The sequence below is a fragment of the Streptomyces sp. NPDC059649 genome (assembly GCF_042734445.1).
GTDB lineage: Bacteria > Actinomycetota > Actinomycetes > Streptomycetales > Streptomycetaceae > Streptomyces.
In genome coordinates this window covers 1-18170 of the sequence record NZ_JBHWDV010000040.1, presented here as the reverse complement: position 1 = coordinate 18170, position 18170 = coordinate 1, and the positions used below count along the sequence as shown (strand labels likewise).

The 18170-nt window shown below is 71.4% G+C and carries 13 protein-coding genes and 1 pseudogene; 3 read left to right on the top strand and 11 right to left on the bottom strand.

What is annotated here, in order from left to right:
* Positions 1-77: 77 nt before the first annotated feature.
* The 6 genes from ACFV1J_RS30575 to ureA all read right to left on the bottom strand — a co-directional run bounded on the left by ACFV1J_RS30575 (position 78) and on the right by ureA (position 7147).
* Positions 78-1469, bottom strand: coding sequence for a S28 family serine protease (locus tag ACFV1J_RS30575; protein WP_385863455.1), 1392 nt, complete (start codon positions 1467-1469; stop codon positions 78-80).
* A 96-nt stretch (positions 1470-1565) separates the two neighbouring features.
* Positions 1566-2894 carry an MFS transporter gene (locus ACFV1J_RS30570; protein ID WP_385863452.1) on the bottom strand — a complete coding sequence of 443 codons (1329 nt, stop codon included), beginning with the start codon at positions 2892-2894 and terminating at the stop codon, positions 1566-1568.
* A gap of 104 nt (positions 2895-2998) precedes the next feature.
* Entirely contained in the window at positions 2999-3616 is a 618-nt protein-coding gene (locus tag ACFV1J_RS30565) for a TetR/AcrR family transcriptional regulator (RefSeq protein WP_385863450.1), read from the bottom strand.
* Between the two features lie 36 nt (positions 3617-3652).
* Positions 3653-4693 (bottom strand): agmatine/peptidylarginine deiminase, encoded by a 1041-nt coding sequence (locus ACFV1J_RS30560; protein ID WP_385863448.1) that lies wholly within the window; start codon positions 4691-4693, stop codon positions 3653-3655.
* Positions 4694-4757: 64 nt separating this feature from the next.
* Entirely contained in the window at positions 4758-6446 is a 1689-nt protein-coding gene (locus tag ACFV1J_RS30555; protein ID WP_385863446.1) for an urease subunit alpha, read from the bottom strand.
* Complete coding sequence (gene ureA, locus ACFV1J_RS30550; RefSeq protein WP_385863444.1) at positions 6443-7147, bottom strand: urease subunit gamma; 705 nt, start codon at positions 7145-7147, stop codon at positions 6443-6445. The genes ACFV1J_RS30555 and ureA overlap by 4 nt, the downstream gene beginning before the upstream one ends.
* Positions 7148-7405: 258 nt before the next feature.
* Between ureA and ACFV1J_RS30545 the strand changes: the two genes are divergently transcribed.
* Complete coding sequence (locus ACFV1J_RS30545) at positions 7406-8860, top strand: cytosine permease (protein WP_385863442.1); 1455 nt, start codon at positions 7406-7408, stop codon at positions 8858-8860.
* A 100-nt stretch (positions 8861-8960) separates the two neighbouring features.
* On the opposite strand, the gene ACFV1J_RS30540 is transcribed toward ACFV1J_RS30545, so the two are convergent.
* Together ACFV1J_RS30540 and ACFV1J_RS30535 are read right to left on the bottom strand one after the other, a co-directional pair.
* Positions 8961-10067 carry a branched-chain amino acid aminotransferase gene (locus ACFV1J_RS30540; RefSeq protein ID WP_385863439.1) on the bottom strand — a complete coding sequence of 369 codons (1107 nt, stop codon included), beginning with the start codon at positions 10065-10067 and terminating at the stop codon, positions 8961-8963.
* 309 nt (positions 10068-10376) lie between these two features.
* Positions 10377-11417 (bottom strand): 3-isopropylmalate dehydrogenase, encoded by a 1041-nt coding sequence (locus ACFV1J_RS30535; RefSeq protein ID WP_385863437.1) that lies wholly within the window; start codon positions 11415-11417, stop codon positions 10377-10379.
* Positions 11418-11547: 130 nt separating this feature from the next.
* Here ACFV1J_RS30535 and ACFV1J_RS30530 point away from each other — a divergent pair.
* A pseudogene (locus ACFV1J_RS30530) lies at positions 11548-13137 on the top strand (purple acid phosphatase family protein).
* Positions 13138-13226: 89 nt separating this feature from the next.
* Here ACFV1J_RS30530 and ACFV1J_RS30525 read toward each other — a convergent pair.
* The 3 genes from ACFV1J_RS30525 to ACFV1J_RS30515 form a co-directional block, all read right to left on the bottom strand.
* A complete protein-coding gene (locus ACFV1J_RS30525) occupies positions 13227-13358 on the bottom strand; it encodes a hypothetical protein (RefSeq protein ID WP_385863435.1) in 132 nt (43 codons plus the stop codon).
* Between the two features lie 304 nt (positions 13359-13662).
* Positions 13663-15294: an L-glutamate gamma-semialdehyde dehydrogenase gene (gene pruA / locus ACFV1J_RS30520; protein ID WP_385863434.1), complete on the bottom strand. Its 1632-nt coding sequence runs from the start codon at positions 15292-15294 to the stop codon at positions 13663-13665.
* A gap of 74 nt (positions 15295-15368) precedes the next feature.
* A complete protein-coding gene (locus tag ACFV1J_RS30515; protein ID WP_385863432.1) occupies positions 15369-16295 on the bottom strand; it encodes a proline dehydrogenase family protein in 927 nt (308 codons plus the stop codon).
* A 201-nt stretch (positions 16296-16496) separates the two neighbouring features.
* Here ACFV1J_RS30515 and ACFV1J_RS30510 point away from each other — a divergent pair, with 201 nt between their 5' ends.
* On the top strand, positions 16497-17771 hold the full coding sequence (locus ACFV1J_RS30510) for a PucR family transcriptional regulator (RefSeq protein ID WP_385863430.1): 1275 nt from the start codon (positions 16497-16499) through the stop codon (positions 17769-17771).
* Positions 17772-18170 lie beyond the last annotated feature (399 nt).

Genomic DNA, 18170 nt, shown 5'->3' with positions numbered 1-18170 from the left:
GCTGCCAATAATCATGGCGAACGAGAGCACGGTCCGCAGTGTGCCATATCGGACGCACCGTGCACCCGCTCGTCTCACTATGCGGTCGGTGTGTCCACGGCGGCCCAGCGGCGGAGCGTGGCGGTGGCCCGGGCGCGGTCCCGGGGGGCCAGCTGGGCGAGGGTCGTGCCGTGGTTGCCGCCGGGCCCCAGGTAGACGTGCGCGTCCCGGCTGCCCTTGCCGGTGCGGAAGGGTTCCGCCCGGGTGGGGTCGTTCTCGCCGTAGACGAAGAGCAGCTGGCTGCCGTGGTGGCGCACCCAGCGGTCGATGTCGGGCATGGCGCCGGGCCGGAAGCGCATCGGGATGCTGCGCGGTACGTAGGTGCGCATGGACTGGATGCCGGGGTAACGGAGCAGGTCGGCGAGGTGGGGCGTGGCGAGGTCGACGAAACCGAGCTCGGTGCCGAGCTGGTAGTAGGAGGCGGTGACCGGGGCCAGGTAGTGGTCGGTGTAGCCGGGCACCAGGGAGGTGGTCGTCCACCAGTCGTACAGCTCGTCGGAGGTGGCGGACGGCTTGGGGATGCGGTCGCAGGCCGTCTTGTCCGCGCGCATCCAGAAGACCATGGGGAGCTGCAGCGCGGTGAGTTCCAGTACCCGGTCGGCGCTGCCGAGGGTGTGGAAGGTGTAGCCCTGACTTGCGGCCCAGCGCCCGAGTCGGTCCGTCATCTCCGCCCGCCGGGTGCCCAGCAGCTCGCGCTGTACGGCCGTGAGTGCGGCACGGCATTCGGGGGTGCCGACCCGTGCGAGGAAGCGGTCCTCGGCGGTGTCGTCCCGGTCGTCGGTGTTGTTGGGCGCGGAGTACACCACCGAGCCGGCCACGTCGTGGGGGTGGAAGCGCCGGTGGTAGACGGTGGCCATACCGCCCTTGCTGCCGCCGGTGGAGATCCAGGCGGCGCGGTAGATCTGTTTGAGGGCCTGCACGATCCGGTGGTGGTCGCTCGCCGCCTGCCGGATGTCGAGCTTCGACCAGTCGGTGGGGTGCGGCGTGGAGGTGCCGAAGTAGCGGTGCTCGACGCTGATCTGGTTGGCGTCGAGGATCTGGGTCGGCTCGGTGCGGTACCCGGGGGCCTGGTACTGGAGGTCGTAGCCGCCGATGTGCAGGACCGTCGGCCGGTCGGTGGACCTGTGGAGCAGCAGCAGCCGCTGCTCGAAGGTGCCCCGGGCGGGGTGCCGGTGGTCGACGGGCTGGCGGTAGTCGAGGGTGAAGGAGCGGTAGCCGGCCGGGGCGGGGTTCTCCTTGAGCACCCGCATGCCGGGGACGGCCGCGAGCCTGGTGCGGATGTCGTCGGCGGCCGGGCGGGACGTGGCCGGGTGCGCGGTGGCCGGGTGGGCCGTGGCGGGCCGGGCCGCCGCCGCGGCGGGAGCCGCAAGTCCCGCCGCGAGCAGGCCGGTCAGCAACAGAGGTACGAGTGGATGCCTCGTCTTCGTCATGCCTCCAGCCAAGCCGTCGGGGGCCGGTCGCGGATCCCCCGGGAACGGGGAACGGCCTCCCCCGGGCGGGGGAGGCCGTGGCCGGACGGGCGCGGCTCAGTCGGCGACGGGCTCCCGGCCCGGCGTCCGCACGGCCTCCGCGGGCGCCTCGGTGCCGACCCGGTGCAGATCGATGTTCCTGGTCTCCCGCATGGTGATGTAGACGATCAGCGAGACCGCCGCACAGCCCGCCACGTACCAGTAGTAGCCGGACTCGATGCCGCCGTTCTTGAACCACAGGGCGACGTATTCGGCGGTGCCGCCGAACAGTGCGTTGGCGATCGCGTAGGGCAGTGCGACGCCCAGCGCGCGGATGCCGGTGGGGAACAGCTCGGCCTTCACACAGGCGTTGATCGAGGTGTAGCCGGTGACCACGACCAGCGCCAGCAGCGACAGCCCGAGCGCCGGCCAGAAGCTGCCGGCGTGCTGAAGCATCGTCATGATCGGCACGGTCAGGAAGGTGGACCCGACCGCGAAGGTGATCAGCAGCGGCCGCCGCCCGATCCGGTCCGAGAGCCGGCCGGCGAACGGCTGCAGGCACATGAACAGGAACAGCGCGCAGAAGCTGACCAGCGAGGCGGTCGGCTTGGGCAGCCCGGCGCTCTGCGAGAGGTACTTGGTCAGGTAGGTCGTATACGTGTAGTAGGCGACGGTGCCGCCCATGGTGAGGGCGATGACCAGGAACGCCTCGCGCTTGTGGGCCAGCAGCGCCTTGATCGTGCCGCGCTCCGGGTCGGTCTGGGCGCCCTCGTCGTGGGCGTAGACCTCCGTCTCCAGCATGTTGCGGCGCAGGTAGAAGACGATTCCGGCGCCCAGTGCGCCGACGATGAACGGGATCCGCCAGGCCCAGCTGTGCAGCGCGTCCTCGGACAGGGTGCGCTGGAGCACGATCTGCAGCCCGAGGCCCACCAGCTGGCCCGCGGTCATCGACACGTACTGGAAGCTGGAGGCGAAACCACGCTGCCCTTCGGCGGACGCCTCGGTCAGGTAGGTGGCGCTGGCCGCGTACTCCCCGCCGACCGAGAGGCCCTGCAGCATCCGGGCGAGGAGCAGTACGGCGACCCCGCCGTAGCCGGCTACGGCGTACGTCGGCGCGATCGCGATCAGGACCGCCGAGGCGGACATCAGGGTGACGGTGAGCGTCAGCGCGGCCTTGCGGCCCTTGCGGTCGCCGATCCGGCCGAGCAGCCAGCCGCCCACCGGCCGCATGAAGAAGCCGACGGCGAAGATCCCCATGGTGTTCATGAGGTTTGCGGTGTCATTCCCCTTGGGGAAGAACGCATCCGCGAAGTACACCGCGAAGCTGGCGTACACGAACCAGTCGAACCACTCGACCATGTTGCCGGCCGAACCGACCCAGATCTTCTTCCACTGCTCTCGTCCCATAGCCGATCACGGTCGCGGACCGGTCGGCCTTCGGCAAGAGAGAGCACGGCAACGATCGGGCGTACTTACGTGCGTTGTGGTCACGCGGCCGGGTGCGGCATCGGCTACGGGTGCGGGACGCCGAGGGATTCATCGAGGAAGTCCCGTATGTGGTCGCGGACTTGTTCCCGGTCGGTGCCGGGGAGGCCGACGACGAGGTGGGTGCCGAAGCCGTCGAGGAGGGCGCGGGTGCGGGTGGCGAAGCGTTCGGCGTCGACGGCGCGGAACTCGCCCTTGGACGCGCCCTCGACGAGGAGGGCCACCAGGTCGCGGTGCCAGGCGAGTTCGAGTTCCAGCTGGCGTTCGCGGGTCTCGTCGTCGGCGTTCTGGGAGCGGTTCCAGACCTCCAGCCAGAGGGTCCAGCGCGGGTCGCGGTGGCCCTGGGGGAGGTAGAGGTCGATCAGCGCGTCCAGCCGCTCGCGGGCCGGGACGCGGCGGGAGAGGGCGGCCCGGCGCTCGGCGCCGAGCTGCTCCTCGCTCCACTGCAGGGTCTGCAGCAGCAGCTCGTCCTTGGTGCCGAAGTAGTACAGGATGTGGCCGCTGCTCATGCCGACCTCGCGGCCCAGGCCCGCCATGGTCAGCCGGTCCAGGCCCTCCGCGGCGATGGTGGCCATCGCCGCGGCGAGGACCTGCTCGCGGGGCTGGTTGAGCCGGCGCCGGGGACGGCGCACGGGACCGGTCACGGGGACCTCCGGGTCGGCTGGACGGGGCCTTGAGGATCAGACCTTCGGCTGCTGCTGGGTGATGCAGTGGATACCGCCACCCGCTGCGAAGATCGTACGGGCGTCCACGAGCGTCACGGTCCGCCCGGGGAACAGCCGGCGGAAGATCGCGGCCGCTTCCTCGTCCCGCGGGTCGTCGAAGGCGCACAGCACGATGCCGTCGTTGCACTGCAGGTGGTTGATGTACGAGTAGTCCACCAGCTCGCCGTCCTCCTCGATGACGGTGGGCGCGGGGATCTCCACGACCTCCAGTGGGCGGCCCTTGGCGTCGGTGGCGGCGCTCAGCAGCTTGCCGATCTCGTGGCAGATGGCGTGGTCGGGGTGGTCCGGGTTCGGCTGGGTGTGGACCATGACGACGCCGGGGCGGGCGAAGGCGGCGACGATGTCGACATGGCCGCGGGTGCCGAAGCGGCCGTAGTCGGCGGCGAGGCCGCGCGGCAGCCAGATCGCCTTGGTGGTGCCGAGGTGGGCGTGGATCTCCGCCTCGACCTCTTCCTTGGTGCGGTCGGGGTTGCGGCCCGGGTCGAGCTGGACGGTCTCGGTGAGCAGTACCGTGCCCTCGCCGTCGACGTGGATGCCGCCGCCCTCGTTGACCAGGGGCGTGGCGTAGCGGCGGGCGCCGGCCAGTGCGGCGACCTGCTCGGCGATCTTCTCGTCGCGGTCCCAGCGGGCCCATTCCTGGGCGCCCCAGCCGTTGAAGACCCAGTCGGTGGCGGCGAGGTTGCCCTTGCCGTCGGTGAGGAAGGTCGGGCCGATGTCGCGCATCCAGGCGTCGTTCAGCGGCCGTTCGACCAGCTCGATGTCGTCGCCGAGCAGCTCGCGGGCGCCGGCCAGCTGACCGGGGCCGGCGACGACGGTGACCGGTTCGTACCGCCGCACCGCGCGGGCGACCGCGGCCCACGCGCGGCGGGCCCCGGCCAGGGTCTCGCCGCCCTCCTCGCCGAAGGTGAAGTTGGGGCCGGGCCAGGCCATCCAGGTGCGCTCGTGCGGTGCCCACTCCGGGGGCATGGCGAATCCGTCGGCGACGGGAGTGTTCATGTGGGGTCCTTGGGAGGGAGCCGGTGCGGTCAGCGGACACCGGTGGGGTCGGGGAAGCGGTGGGTCAGAGGAAGTACAGGCGCGAGAGCGAGACGGTGTCGGCCGGCTCGGAGCGCATCGGGTCGCCGTCGAGGGTGACCAGTCCGCTGCGGGCGTCGACCTGGACCTGTCCGACCCGGGAGTTGTGGACGAGGTTGCCGGGGCCGATGCCGCGGGTGCCGCGGACCGCGACCCGGCGGCGGCGGGTGGGCATCTTGTCGTTGCCCTGGTCGACCGCGGCGCCCGCGACGAAGGCGACGGAGATCTCGGCGGGCGTCGCGCCGTGCGCCCCGAACTGCGGGCCCAGCACGAGGGGTTCGCAGGTGTCGGTGGCGGCGTTGGGGTCGCCGGTGACGCCGTAGGCCGGGAAGCCGGACTTCAGCACCAGCTGCGGCTTGGCGCCGAAGAACTGCGGTGTCCAGAGCACGATGTCGGCCATCTTGCCGACCTCGATGGACCCGATCTCGTGCGAGAGGCCGTGGGCGAGGGCGGGGTTGATGGTGAGCTTGGCGATGTAGCGCAGGACGCGGGCGTTGTCGTCGTGCGGGCCGTCGCCCTCCATGGGGCCGAGCTCGGCCTTCATCTTGCCGGCCATGGCGAAGGTGCGGCGTACGGTCTCGCCGGCCCGGCCCATGCCCTGGGCGTCGGAGGAGGTGATGCCGATCGCGCCGAGGTCGTGCAGGACGTCCTCCGCGCCCATGGTCCCGGCGCGGATGCGGTCGCGGGCCATGGCGGCGTCGCCGGGCAGGTCGGTCTTCAGGTCGTGGACCGAGACGATCATGCCGTAGTGCTCGGCGACCGCGTCCCGTCCGAAGGGGAGGGTGGGGTTGGTCGAGGAGCCGATGACGTTGGGGACGCCGGCCATCTTCAGGACGTTGGGGACGTGCCCGCCGCCGCAGCCCTCGATGTGGAAGGCGTGGATGGTGCGGCCGTCCAGGACGCGCAGGGTGTCCTCGACGGTGAGGCATTCGTTCAGGCCGTCGCTGTGCAGGGCGACCTGGACGTCGTGGTCCTCGGCGACCCGCAGCGCGGTGTCCAGGGCGCGGGCGTGCGCGCCCATGTCCTCGTGCACCTTGAAGCCGCAGGCGCCGCCCTCGGCGAGCGCCTCGACGAGCGGGGCGTCGCCGGAGGAGGAACCGCGGCCCAGGAAGCCGATGTTGACCGGCCAGGCGTCGAAGGCGCTGAACGCATGGCCCAGCGCCCAGGGGGAGTTGACGCCGACGCCCCACACGGGACCGAATTCCTGGCCGATGATCGTGGTCACGCCGGAGGCCAGCGAGGCCTCCATGACGCGCGGCGAGAGCAGGTGGACGTGGGTGTCCACGGCGCCGGCGGTGGCGATCATGCCCTCGCCGGAGACGATCGAGGTGCCGGTGCCGACGACCACGTCGACGCCGTCGAGGGTGTCGGGGTTGCCGGCCCGGCCGATGGCGTGGATGCGGCCCTCGCGGATACCGATGGAGACCTTGCGGATGCCCTGCACCGCGTCGATGACCAGGACGTTGCTGATCACCACGTCGCAGGTCTCGCGGACCGCGGCGGCCTTGAGCAGCAGTCCGTCCCGGGCGGTCTTGCCGAAGCCGGCCAGGAACTCGTCGCCGGGCTTCTGGGCGTCCGACTCGACCCGGACGACCAGGCCCGAGTCGCCGAGGACGACCCGGTCGCCGGCGCGCGGGCCGTGCACCGACGCGTACTCGTGGGGATCGATGCTCATGCCTGCTCCTCCGCTCCCAGGTAGCCGCAGGCGGCGGCCCGCCGCAGCGCTTCTTCCTTCGCGCCCGGTGCGTCCAGCGGGCCGTCCACCAGACCGGCGAAGCCGATCGCGATCCGGGCGCCGCCGATGGGCACCAGACCGACCTCCGAGGTGCCGCCGGGGTCGAACCGGACCGACGAGCCGGCCGGTACGCACAGCCGCATGCCGTACCCGGCCGCGCGGTCGAACTCCAGCCGGGGGTTGGCCTCGAAGAAGTGGAAGTGGGACGTGACGCTGATCGGCACCGTCGCGGTGTTGCGCACGGTCAGCACCACCGCGGGCTGCGGCTCCGGGTCGGCCGGGCCGGGGAGCACCGCGCCGGGCGCGGGGGCCTCGGCCCCGTCGCGCTCCCCCGCCGCGGCGCCGATCGGGTCGGTGACCACCGCGAGCCGGGAGCCGTCGTCGAAGACGGCCTCCACGTGCACCTCGGTGACGACGTCGGCCACCCCCGGCAGCACGTCGTCCGGGCCGAGCACGCTGCGTGCCGCCTCGATGGCTTGAGCGAGGCGGCGCCCGTCCCGCGCCGCCTCGCAGACTGTGTCCGCGATCAACGCGGTCGCCTCGGGCACATTCAGCTTCAGTCCGCGGGCCCGGCGCGTCCGCGCCAGCTCGGCTGCGCCGAACAGCAGCAGCCGGTCGCGTTCCGTCGGCGTCAACCGCATCCCGTCCCACCTTCCAGCTCGATTAGAGCATCACTCTAACCATGAAATTAGTCAACGCGAAAGCATTGACCTACAGGCTGGGCGTGAGTCACATTGAGCGCTGTTCTAAATAAGCGGTGAATAGAGTGCCGCTCTAAATGATCTCGCGGCGGTCCCGCAGCGCGAGTCCTCGCTCACACCCGAGCACTGTCCACACCCGGAGCACTGCACGCGGAGCACTGCTCACACACTGCTGTCCGGCCTCTCAGGGGAGCCCTCATGCCGATCGAACAACGCGGAGTCGACACCATCCCGGACGAGGAGCGCACCAGCGGTCCCCGCGACCTCGTCTCGATCCTGCTCGGATCGAACCTCGCCCTCGGCGTGGTGATCTTCGGCTGGCTCCCGGTCTCCTTCGGCCTCGGCTTCTGGGGTTCGGTCAGCTCCCTGGCCGCCGGCACCCTGGTCGGCGCCGCGCTGACCGCACCGCTCGCCCTGGTCTCGTTGCGCAGTGCGACCAACCTCTCCACCAGCAGCGGCGCCCACTTCGGCGTGCGCGGCCGGCTGATCGGCTCGGTCATCGGCCTGCTGCTCTCGCTCGGCTACACCGCGCTGACCCTGTGGGTGGGCGGCGACGCCATGGTCGGCTGTCTGCACCGCCTCCTGGGCCTGCCGACCGGCGGAGCGTCCTACGCCGTCGTCTACGCCCTCCTGGCGGGCTGTACCGCCGTGGGCGCGGTCTACGGCTACAGGGTCCTGCTGCGGATGAGCAAGGTGCTCTCCATCGGCCTGACGGTCCTGCTGGTGGTCGGTGTCTTCGCCTACGCGCACCACTTCACCACCGGCCCGGTGCCCGGCGTGCCGTACGCGCTCGGCGGCTACTGGCAGACCTGGCTGCTCTCCGCGGTCTCCGCCGGTCTGAGCGGCCCGATCGCCTTCATCACCCTGCTCGGCGACTACAGCCGCTACATCTCGCCGCGCCGCCACTCCTCGAAGAAGGTCTTCGCCGCCACCTACCTCGGCCTGGTGACCGGCCTGCTGGTGCCGCAGCTCTTCGGCACGTTCAGCGCGCTGGCGGTCGGCGCGGGCGACGACTACGCGGGCCCGCTGGTGGCCGGCGCCCCGCTCTGGTACCTGGTCTTCCTGCTGCTCAACGCGTCCGCCGGCTCGGTGGGCAACTCCGGTCTGATGCTCTACAGCATGGGTCTCGACCTCGATGCGATCCTGCCGCGGGCGACCCGCACCCAGGCCACGTACGTGGTCGCGGGCGTCTCCACGGCGCTGGTCTACGCCGGCCACTTCCTGTGGGCGGCACAGGACGCCATGACGTCCTTCGTGCTGCTGATGACCGCGATCGGCACGCCCTGGGCGGTCATCACGGTCATGGGCTTCGCGCGCTGCCGCGGCGACTACGACGCCGACTCGCTCCAGGTCTACAACCGCGGCACCCGCGGCGGCGTGTACTGGTTCAAGGCCGGCTGGAACGTCCAGGCCACCGTCGCCTGGGCGCTGGGCTCGGTCGTCGGCCTGATGGGCGTGGACACGCCGTTCTACCAGGGCCCGCTGCTGGGCTGGACCGGCGGCATCGACCTCAGCTTCCTGCTGGCCGCGGCCGTCGCCGGGCTCGCCCACCTGCTGCTCACCGCCCGCCGGCCGCGCCCGGTCCCCGCCCTGCGCGGCCTCTCCACTCCCCCGCCGGCCGCCGCACCGGAGGCCCCCGCGGAGGTCGGCTGAACCCCGCCCGCTACGGCCGAGGCCGCCCCCGACGATGCGTCGGGGGCGGCCTCGGTCGTGTCCGGGCGGGCGCCGGCCGTCGCCGGTCCCGCCGCCGGGGTCAGCCCAGGGGGTGCATCCAGCCGTGGGTGTCCTCGGCGACGCCGCGCTGGATGTCCAGCAGCGCCTCGCGCAGCTTCAGGGTGACCTTGCCGGGCTCGCCGTCGGACTGGGTCCACTCGACGCCGTCGCGCTTGACCGTGCCGACCGGGGTGATCACCGCGGCCGTTCCGCAGGCGAAGACCTCGGTGAGGGTGCCGTTGGCGGTGTCGGCCTGCCACTGGTCGATGGAGACCCGGGCCTCCTTGGCCTCGAAGCCCAGGTCACGGGCGACGGACAGCAGTGAGTCACGGGTGACGCCGGCGAGCAGCGAACCGGTCAGCGTCGGGGTGACGATCACCGGCTTCTGATTGTCCGCGGCGCCGTAGACGAAGTACAGGTTCATCCCGCCGAGTTCCTCGACCCACTTGTGCTCCACGGCGTCGAGGTAGGCGACCTGGTCGCAGCCGTGCACCGCGGCCTCGGCCTGGGCCAGCAGCGAGGCGGCGTAGTTGCCGCCGGTCTTGGCGTCGCCCACGCCGCCGGGCACCGCGCGCACCCGGTCCTCGGACAGCCAGATGGAGACCGGCTTGACGCCACCGGGGAAGTAGGCGCCGGCCGGCGAGGCGATGACGACGAAGAGGTACTCGTTGGCCGGCTTCACGCCCAGCCCGACCTCGGTCGCGATCATGAACGGACGCAGATAGAGCGACTCCTCGCCGCCGTGCGCCGGCACCCAGTCCTTGTCCTGCTGGACGAGCAGGTCACAGGCCTCGATGAAGGTCTCGACCGGCAGCTCCGGCATCGCCAGCCGGCGCGCCGACGCCTGGAAACGGCGGGCGTTGGCGTCCGGGCGGAAGGTCGCGACGGAGCCGTCGGGCTGGCGGTACGCCTTGAGGCCCTCGAAGATCTCCTGCGCGTAGTGCAGGACGTTGGTCGCCGGGTCGAGGGAGAGCGGCCCGTACGGCACGAGCTGTCCGTCGTGCCAGCCACGGCCCTCGGTCCACCTGATCGTCACCATGTGGTCGGTGAAGTGGCGCCCGAAGCCCGGGGCGGCCAGGATCTTCTCCCGCTCCGCGTCGGACAGCGGGTGCGAGGAGGGCTTGAGCTCGATCGTGGGCGTCGTCATGTATGCATGTCCTTCACTGCGTGGTCCGCGCCGGGCGGTTGGCGGTGGCCGCGTACGACGGGATCTTGACGTACCGGTCGTTACTGGGACGTCCGAGTTTCCCCGCGGACGGCGGCCCCCGTCTCCGATTATCGCTCGGGGGTGTCCGCCGCCGTACGCGCGTATGCGGTCTCCGGGTCCGATGGTCGCATCCCTCCCGGCGTTAGCACAGGGGCGGCCGGCGGGTGGCGTGCGACCGGAATGCGGACAGCGCCGGATCCCCGCGGGGCCCGGCGCTGTCGGTGGGTGCTGCGTGGTGCGCTGCGGGCCTCAGCCCGCTACTCGTGCGGCGAGCGCGTCGCCGATCTCGTCCGTGCTGCGGGCGGTGCCGTCCCGGGCCTCCAGGTCGGCCGCGACGACCGTCTCGATGCGCGCGGCCTCGGTCTCGTAGCCGAGGTGGCGCAGGAGCAGCGCGACGGAGAGGATCGTGGCGGTCGGGTCGGCCTTGCCGGTGCCGGCGATGTCCGGGGCGGAGCCGTGCACCGGCTCGAACATCGAGGGGAACTCACCGGTCGGGTTGATGTTGCCGGAGGCGGCCAGCCCGATGCCGCCGGTGACGGCCGCGGCGAGGTCGGTGAGGATGTCGCCGAAGAGGTTGTCGGTGACGATCACGTCGAACCGCTCGGGCTGGGTGACGAAGAAGATCGTCGCCGCGTCGACGTGCAGGTAGTCGGTGGTGACCTCGGGGTACTCCTGGCCGACCTGGTCGAAGATCTTCTTCCACATGTGGCCGGCGTAGACCAGCACGTTGTTCTTGTGGACCAGCGTCAGCTTCTTGCGGGGGCGGGCGTTGGCCCGCTCGTACGCGTCCCGGACCACGCGCTCGACGCCGTAGGCGGTGTTCACGCTGACCTCGGTGGCAACCTCGGCGGGGGTGCCGGTGCGCAGGCTGCCGCCGTTGCCGGTGTACGGGCCCTCGGTGCCCTCACGGACGACGACGAAGTCGATGTCCGGGCGCCCGGCCAGCGGCGTGCTCGTGTTCGGGAAGAGCTTCGACGGGCGCAGGTTGACGAAGTGGTCGAAGGCGAAGCGGAGCTTGAGCAGCAGCCCGCGCTCCAGCACGCCGGAGGGGACGGACGGGTCGCCGATCGCGCCGAGCAGGATCGCGTCGTGCTGCTTGAGCGACTCCAGCTCCGCGTCCGGCAGGGTCTCGCCGGTGGCGTGCCAGCGCCTGGCCCCGAGGTCGTACTCCTTGGTTTCCAGCTTGACGTCCTGCGGCAGGACGGCGGTCAGGACCTTCAGGCCCTGGGCCACGACTTCCTGGCCGATGCCGTCACCGGGGATCACTGCGAGGCGAATGCTGCGAGACATGGTTGGACCCTACTCTTCGTCCCATTGATTGACACGTGACGTCCGCCATGCGGACAGGCGCGAAAGCCGGTCAGCTGCCGTTCATCCGGACGACCCGTAACTGTCGGGTCATGCTGCCAAATTCGGCCACATGACTGGTACCTCCCGGGCGTCCACGCCCCCGCCCTCGCACACCCCGCGCGTCGGCATACCGGAGCAGCTCGCGGCCCGGATGACCATGCCCGAGCAGCACGACTACCTCCGTACCAAGCTCACCCGCCGGGGGCTGCTGCGCACCTCGGCCGTCACGGCGGGCTCCGGTCTGCTGGCCGGTTCGGCTCATGCCGGCTCCCCCACCCTGCTGGCGTCCTCCGCCGCCGCCACGGTCGACGGTTCGCTCGTCGCCCCCTTCGGCCGGCACCTCGCCTTCGGCGCCGACCCCACGTGCCGGATGCGGGTGAGCTGGTAGGTGCCGTTCGCGGTCCGGCGGCCGTACGTCCGGGTCGGGCTGAAGCCCTGGGACCTGGGCCGCAAGATCGAGGCCGAGGTGCGCCCGCTGCACACCCCCGCGCTCTCCGCGAAGCTGCCGGCCGTCGACCAGTACTACCTGCACGCTGCCCTGGACGGCCTGCACCCGGGCACCACGTACTACTACGGCGTCGGCCACGACGGTTTCGACCCGGCCGACCCGCGCCACTTCTCCACCGTCGGCACCTTCCGCACCGCCCCGGCCCGCGCCGAGACGTTCGTCTTCACCGCCTTCGGCGACCAGGGCGTCAGCTACCACGCGCTCGCGAACGATCAGTTGATCCTGGGTCAGAACCCGTCCTTCCACCTGCACGCGGGCGACATCTGCTACGCGGACCCGGACGGCCAGGGCTCCGACCACGACACCTACGACGCCCGGGTCTGGGACCAGTTCCTCGCCCAGACCGAGTCGGTGGCCAAGTCCGTGCCGTGGATGGTGACCACCGGCAACCACGACATGGAGGCCTGGTACTCGCCCAACGGCTACGGCGGCCAGAACGCCCGCTGGTCGCTGCCCGGCAACGGCCCGGACCCCGAGAACGCCCCCGGGATCTACTCGTTCACCTACGGCAACGTCGCGGTCGTCGCCCTCGACGCCAACGACGTCTCCTACGAGATCCCCGCCAATCAGGGCTACACCGGCGGCAAGCAGACCCGCTGGCTCGACCGCCGCCTCGCCGAGCTGCGCGCCGCCCGGGACATCGACTTCCTCGTGGTCTTCTTCCACCACTGCGCCTTCTCGACGACCACCTCGCACGCCTCCGAGGGCGGGGTGCGCGACGCCTGGCTACCGCTGTTCGAGAAGCACCAGGTGGACCTGGTCATCAACGGCCACAACCACGTCTACGAGCGGACCGACGCCCTCAAGGGCGGCCGGGTCGCGAAGAAGATGCCGATCGGCGAGTCCGTCGACGCCGCCCGCGAGGGCATCGTTTACGTGACGGCCGGCGGCGCGGGCAAGTCCCTCTACGACTTCCCGGTGCCCGACAGCTACGAGGGCCACGTCAAGGACCTCGACCACGTCGACACGTACCACTGGTCGAAGGGCCAGGTGAAGACCAAGGACACCGTGGAGTGGTCCCGGGTCCGCTACACCGGCTACTCGTTCCTCGCCGTCGAGGTCACCCCGGGCCACCGCCCGCGGATGACGGTCACCGCCCTCGCCGAGTCCGGCGAGCGCATCGACCACTTCGAGGTGACCCGCTCCCCCTGAGCGACCACCTCCGGCACGCACTCCCGTACGCGCTCCCGTACCTCAGGGGCGCCCGCACACCGGGCGCCCCGGTGGGCGTCTTCCGGGCCTCAGTGGCCGGTGGCCCCACCGTTGTCACGACGGTCGAGGGCACGCTGGAGAGCGGCCGCGGCGGCCCTGCGGTCGGCGTCGTTGGTCGTACGCGCGGAGTGGCGGGTCCTGCGGACAGCGGTCTCGGCCATGATTCACGTCTCCAATGCCAAAGCCCCGAGAACGGATGGGACACGTCGATCCAGAAGCGGGCCGGAATGGGCGGGGGCCTCGGCACAAACAGGGGTCACCTGCGCACACGCACCGGGCCACATCCGCAGTCGCTCGATGGAGCGTTACGTTCGGCTCCTACAAAGCTAGGACAGCCCGGCCGTGATGTCTGCACAATTACTTGGGCTTCCTACTATCTGAGACGGAAGCTACCCGCGGTCCGGCAAAGCCGACGGCCCGGCCCCCTTTTCCGGGGAGCCGGGCCGTGGTGCGTACCGCTGGGCGTCAGCCCATGTGCGGGTAGCGGTAGTCCGTCGGGGGGACCAGGGTCTCCTTGATGGAGCGGGTGGAGGTCCAGCGCATCAGGTTCTGCTTGGCGCCGGCCTTGTCGTTGGTGCCGGAGGCGCGGCCGCCGCCGAAGGGCTGCTGGCCGACGACGGCGCCGGTGGGCTTGTCGTTGATGTAGAAGTTGCCCGCGGCGAAGCGGAGCTTCTCGCAGGTCGCGGCGGCCGCGGCGCGGTCCTGGGCGATGACGCAACCGGTCAGGCCGTACGCCGAGGCGGACTCCATCTGGGTGAGCATCTCGTCGTAGTCGGCGTCGTCGTAGACGAAGACACCGAGGATCGGGCCGAAGTACTCGTCCTTGAAGATCTCGTTGTCCGCGTCGGTGGAGACCAGGACCGTCGGACGGACGAAGTAGCCCTCGCTGTCGTCGTACGTGCCGCCGGCCACGACCTCGATCGTCGGGTCCGCCTTGGCGCGGTCGATCGCCGCCTTGTTCTTGGCGAAGGAACGCTCGTCGATGACGGCACCGATGAAGTTCGACAGGTCGGTGACGTCACCCATGGCGAGCGACTCGACCTCGGCGGCGAACTCCTCCTTGAAGCCGGAGTTCCACAGGGAGGCCGGGACGTACGCGCGGGAGGCCGCGGAGCACTTCTGGCCCTGGAACTCGAAGGCGCCACGGGTCATGGCGGTCTTCAGCACGGCGGGGTCGGCCGAGGGGTGGGCGACGATGAAGTCCTTGCCGCCGGTCTCGCCGACCAGACGCGGGTAGGTCTTGTAGTTCTCGATGTTCGCGCCGACCGTCTTCCACAGGTACTGGAAGGTCTTGGTCGAGCCGGTGAAGTGGATGCCCGCGAGGTCCGGGTGGCTCAGCGCGACCTCGGAGACGTTCTTGCCGTCACCGGTGACCAGGTTGATCACGCCCTTGGGCAGCCCGGCCTCCTCCAGCAGCTCCATCAGCAGCACGGCCGCGAAGGTCTGGGTCGGCGAGGGCTTCCAGACGACCACGTTGCCCATCAGCGCGGGCGCGGTCGGGAGGTTGCCGGCGATCGCGGTGAAGTTGAACGGCGTGATCGCGTAGACGAAACCCTCGAGGGGGCGGTGGTCCGAGCGGTTCCAGACGCCGGGGGAGTTCGCCGGGGGCTGCTCGGCGAGGATCTGGCGCGCGAAGTGCACATTGAAGCGCCAGAAGTCGATCAGCTCGCAGGGGGTGTCGATCTCGGCCTGCTGGGCGGTCTTGGACTGGCCGAGCATGGTGGCGGCGGCCAGCGTCTCGCGCCAGGGGCCGGAGAGCAGCTCGGCGGCCCGCAGGATGATCGCGGCACGGTCGTCGAAGGACATCGCGCGCCAGGCGGGGGCGGCGGCCAGCGCGGCGTCCACCGCGTCCTGGGCGTCCTTGACCGTGGCGTTGCCGTACGTGCCGAGCCGGGCTGCGTGGTTGTGCGGCTGAACGACGTCGAAGCGCTCGCCGCCGCCCATCCGGCGCTCACCGCCGATGGTCATCGGCAGCTCCCGCGGGTTGTCGGCCAGCTCCTTGAGCTTGACCTCCAGGCGGGAACGCTCGGCGCTGCCGGGGGCGTAGGTGTGGACCGGCTCGTTCACCGGCACGGGGACCTGGGTCACAGCGTCCATGGCGGCCGTTTCTCCTTCGGTGGTCGGTTCGTACGTACGTAAAGGGGCCGGGGGGGGTCAGCCCCGGGCCGCCGTCATCCTCGGGTCGCGAGCGACCTCAGGAAGAAGGCCAGGTTCGCGGGGCGCTCGGCGAGCCGGCGCATGAAATATCCGTACCAATCGGTGCCGTACGGGATGTACACCCGCATACGGTTTCCCTCGGCTACCAGTCGCCGCTGCTCCGCCTCGCGGATGCCGTACAGCATCTGGAATTCGTAGTCCGCCGGCTTACGGCCGTTGCGGTGTGCCAGCTCCTGGGCGATGGCCACCATCCGCGGGTCGTGCGACCCGATCATGGGGTAGCCCCGGCCGGCCATGAGGATCTTCAAACAGCGCACATAGGCCCGGTCGACCTCCCGCTTGTCCTGGAGGGCGACGGTCGCGGGCTCCTTGTACGCGCCCTTGACCAGTCGCACCCGGGAGCCTTCCCCGGAGAGCGCCCGGCAGTCGTCCTCGGTGCGGAAGAGGTAGGACTGCAGCACCGCGCCCGTTTGGGGGTACCGCTTGCGCAGCTCGGCGAGGATCGCCAGGGTCGAGTCGACCGTGGTGTGGTCCTCCATGTCGAGGGTGACGGTCGTCCCGGCCTCGGCGGCCGCCTCGACCACCGGAGTGACGTTCCGCAGGGCCAGCTCGTGGCCGCCCGGCAGCGCCTGGCCGAAGGCCGACAGCTTCACCGACATCTCGGCCTTCACGCCGAGCCCGTGCTCCTTGAGGGCTTCGGCCAGCCCGAGGTAGGCGTCGCGGTTGCGCAGCGCCTCCACCGGGTCCGTGATGTCCTCGCCGAGGTGGTCGAGCGTGACCTCCAATCCACGCGCGGCCAGATTCCGCACCGCGGCCATGGCCTCGTCCAGCCGCTCGCCGGCGACGAACCGTTCCACCACGGGGCGGGTGACCGGAGCGGCCGCGACGATGCGCCGGATGCTGTCGCTGCGCGCTGCGGCGAGGAGCACGGGACCCAGCATGGGGCACCTCCACATTCAGGGTGACAAGTACCGGGCGGCGCCGTGCAGGGCGGACGCGTCGGCAAGATTGAGCCACCTGAAATTTAAGGATCGCGCCACTTCGCGGCCATCGACAGCTGTCACGCCTTCGTGGCCGGGATCTCAGACACATGTATGAGAATGGGAGGGGGACGACGCGACAGGAGAGGGGCCGAACGGCGGATGCGGGGCGACTACCAGCAGCTCGTGGACGAGATCTCGGCGGCGCTCGGCGCACCGGCGACGCTGGAGGACCGGGACTTCGGGCTGATCGCGTTCGGCGCGCACGAGGGCGAGGACGACGACGTCATGGACCCGGTGCGGACCCGGTCGATCCTGCAGCGCCGCTCCTCCGCCGCGGTCCGGGCCTGGTTCGAGGCGTTCGGGATCGCCCGGGCGACGACGCCGCTGCGGATCCCGCCGGACCCGGCCGCCGGCGTCTTCCGCGGCCGGATCTGCCTCCCCGTACGCCACCGGGGCGTGGTGCACGGGTACGTCTGGCTGCTGGACGACGGGCACCTGACCGACCTGGCCCTGGGCGGCCACGGCACCCCGCCCGATCCGCGGATCGCCCAGGCGATGGAGACCGCCGCCCGGATCGGCGCACTACTGGCCGACGAGGCCCGCGCCGGCTCCGAACTCGGCGATCTGCTACGGGAGTTGCTGACCTGCCCGGCCGACGCCCGGCCGGCCGCGGCGACCGCGCTGCGGGACGCGCTCCGCGACACCCTGCGCTTCACGCCCGGCCTGCCGCTCACCCTGGTCGCGGTGATGCCCTGGGACACCTCGGACACCGACGCGGCACCGCTGCCGAGCCTGCCCGGGCTGCTCGCGGCGTGCGCACTGCGTTCCCCCGGCGGGCCCCGGGCCGCGCCGGGACCGCCCGCGCTGGCGGCGCTGGTCCGGCTGCGGGCCACGGGCGGGCCGGCCCCCGCCCGTACGGTCGCGGAACACCTGCTGCGCTCCCCACGGGCGGGCGCGGCCCCGGCCACCGCGGGGTCGCCCGGCCCCGCGCGGTCCAGGACCGCCGCTCGCCCGGCACCGCCCCGCCCGGGCGCGGCCGGCATCGGCACCGCCACCCGGGAGCCGGTCGACCTCCCCACCTCCTGGCACGAGGCCCTGGCCGCGGCCCGCGCGGCCCGCGCGGAACCCCGGCTGGGCCCGGTCGCCCAGTGGGACACCATCGGCTCGTACCGCATGCTGACCGCTCTGCCGGCCACCGATCCCGACCCCGCGATCAGCCCCCTGCTCACCCCCGCACACGCCGAACTCGCCCGCACCGCCGAGGTGTTCCTCGACTGCGCGGGCCAAGCCAGCCGCACCGCCCAGATCCTGGGCATCCACCGCCAGACCCTCTACTACCGCCTCGGCCGCGTAGAAAAACTGACGGGCCTCGACCTGGACGACGGCGAACACCGCCTCCTCCTGCACATGACCCTGAAGTCGGCCCATCTGTGAGGGTGCCGCCCACGTAACTGTCTGCGGCGCCGCGGTTGTTGCACTTGGCGGCGCCTCCCACGTAGCTGTCTGTCCCGCCGCGGGGCGTCTCGCCGTTGCGCTTTGCGGCGCCCCCGCACGTAGCTGTCTGTCCCGCCGCGGGGCGTCTCGCCGTTGCGCTTTGCGGCGCCCCCGCACGTACCTGTCTGTCCCGCCGCGGGGCGTCTCGCCGTTGCGCTTTGCGGCGCCCCCGCACGTACCTGTCTGTCCCACCGCGGGTGTTGTTCGCCGTTGCGCCTGCGGCGGGCTGGGTGTTTTTGGGTACGGTGACGGTCCTCCGGGGCCGGTTGTGTGGACTGCTTCGCTTTACGTCCACACAACCGGCCCCACCGGCCCGTCCCCAACCGTTGGGGGGAAGTT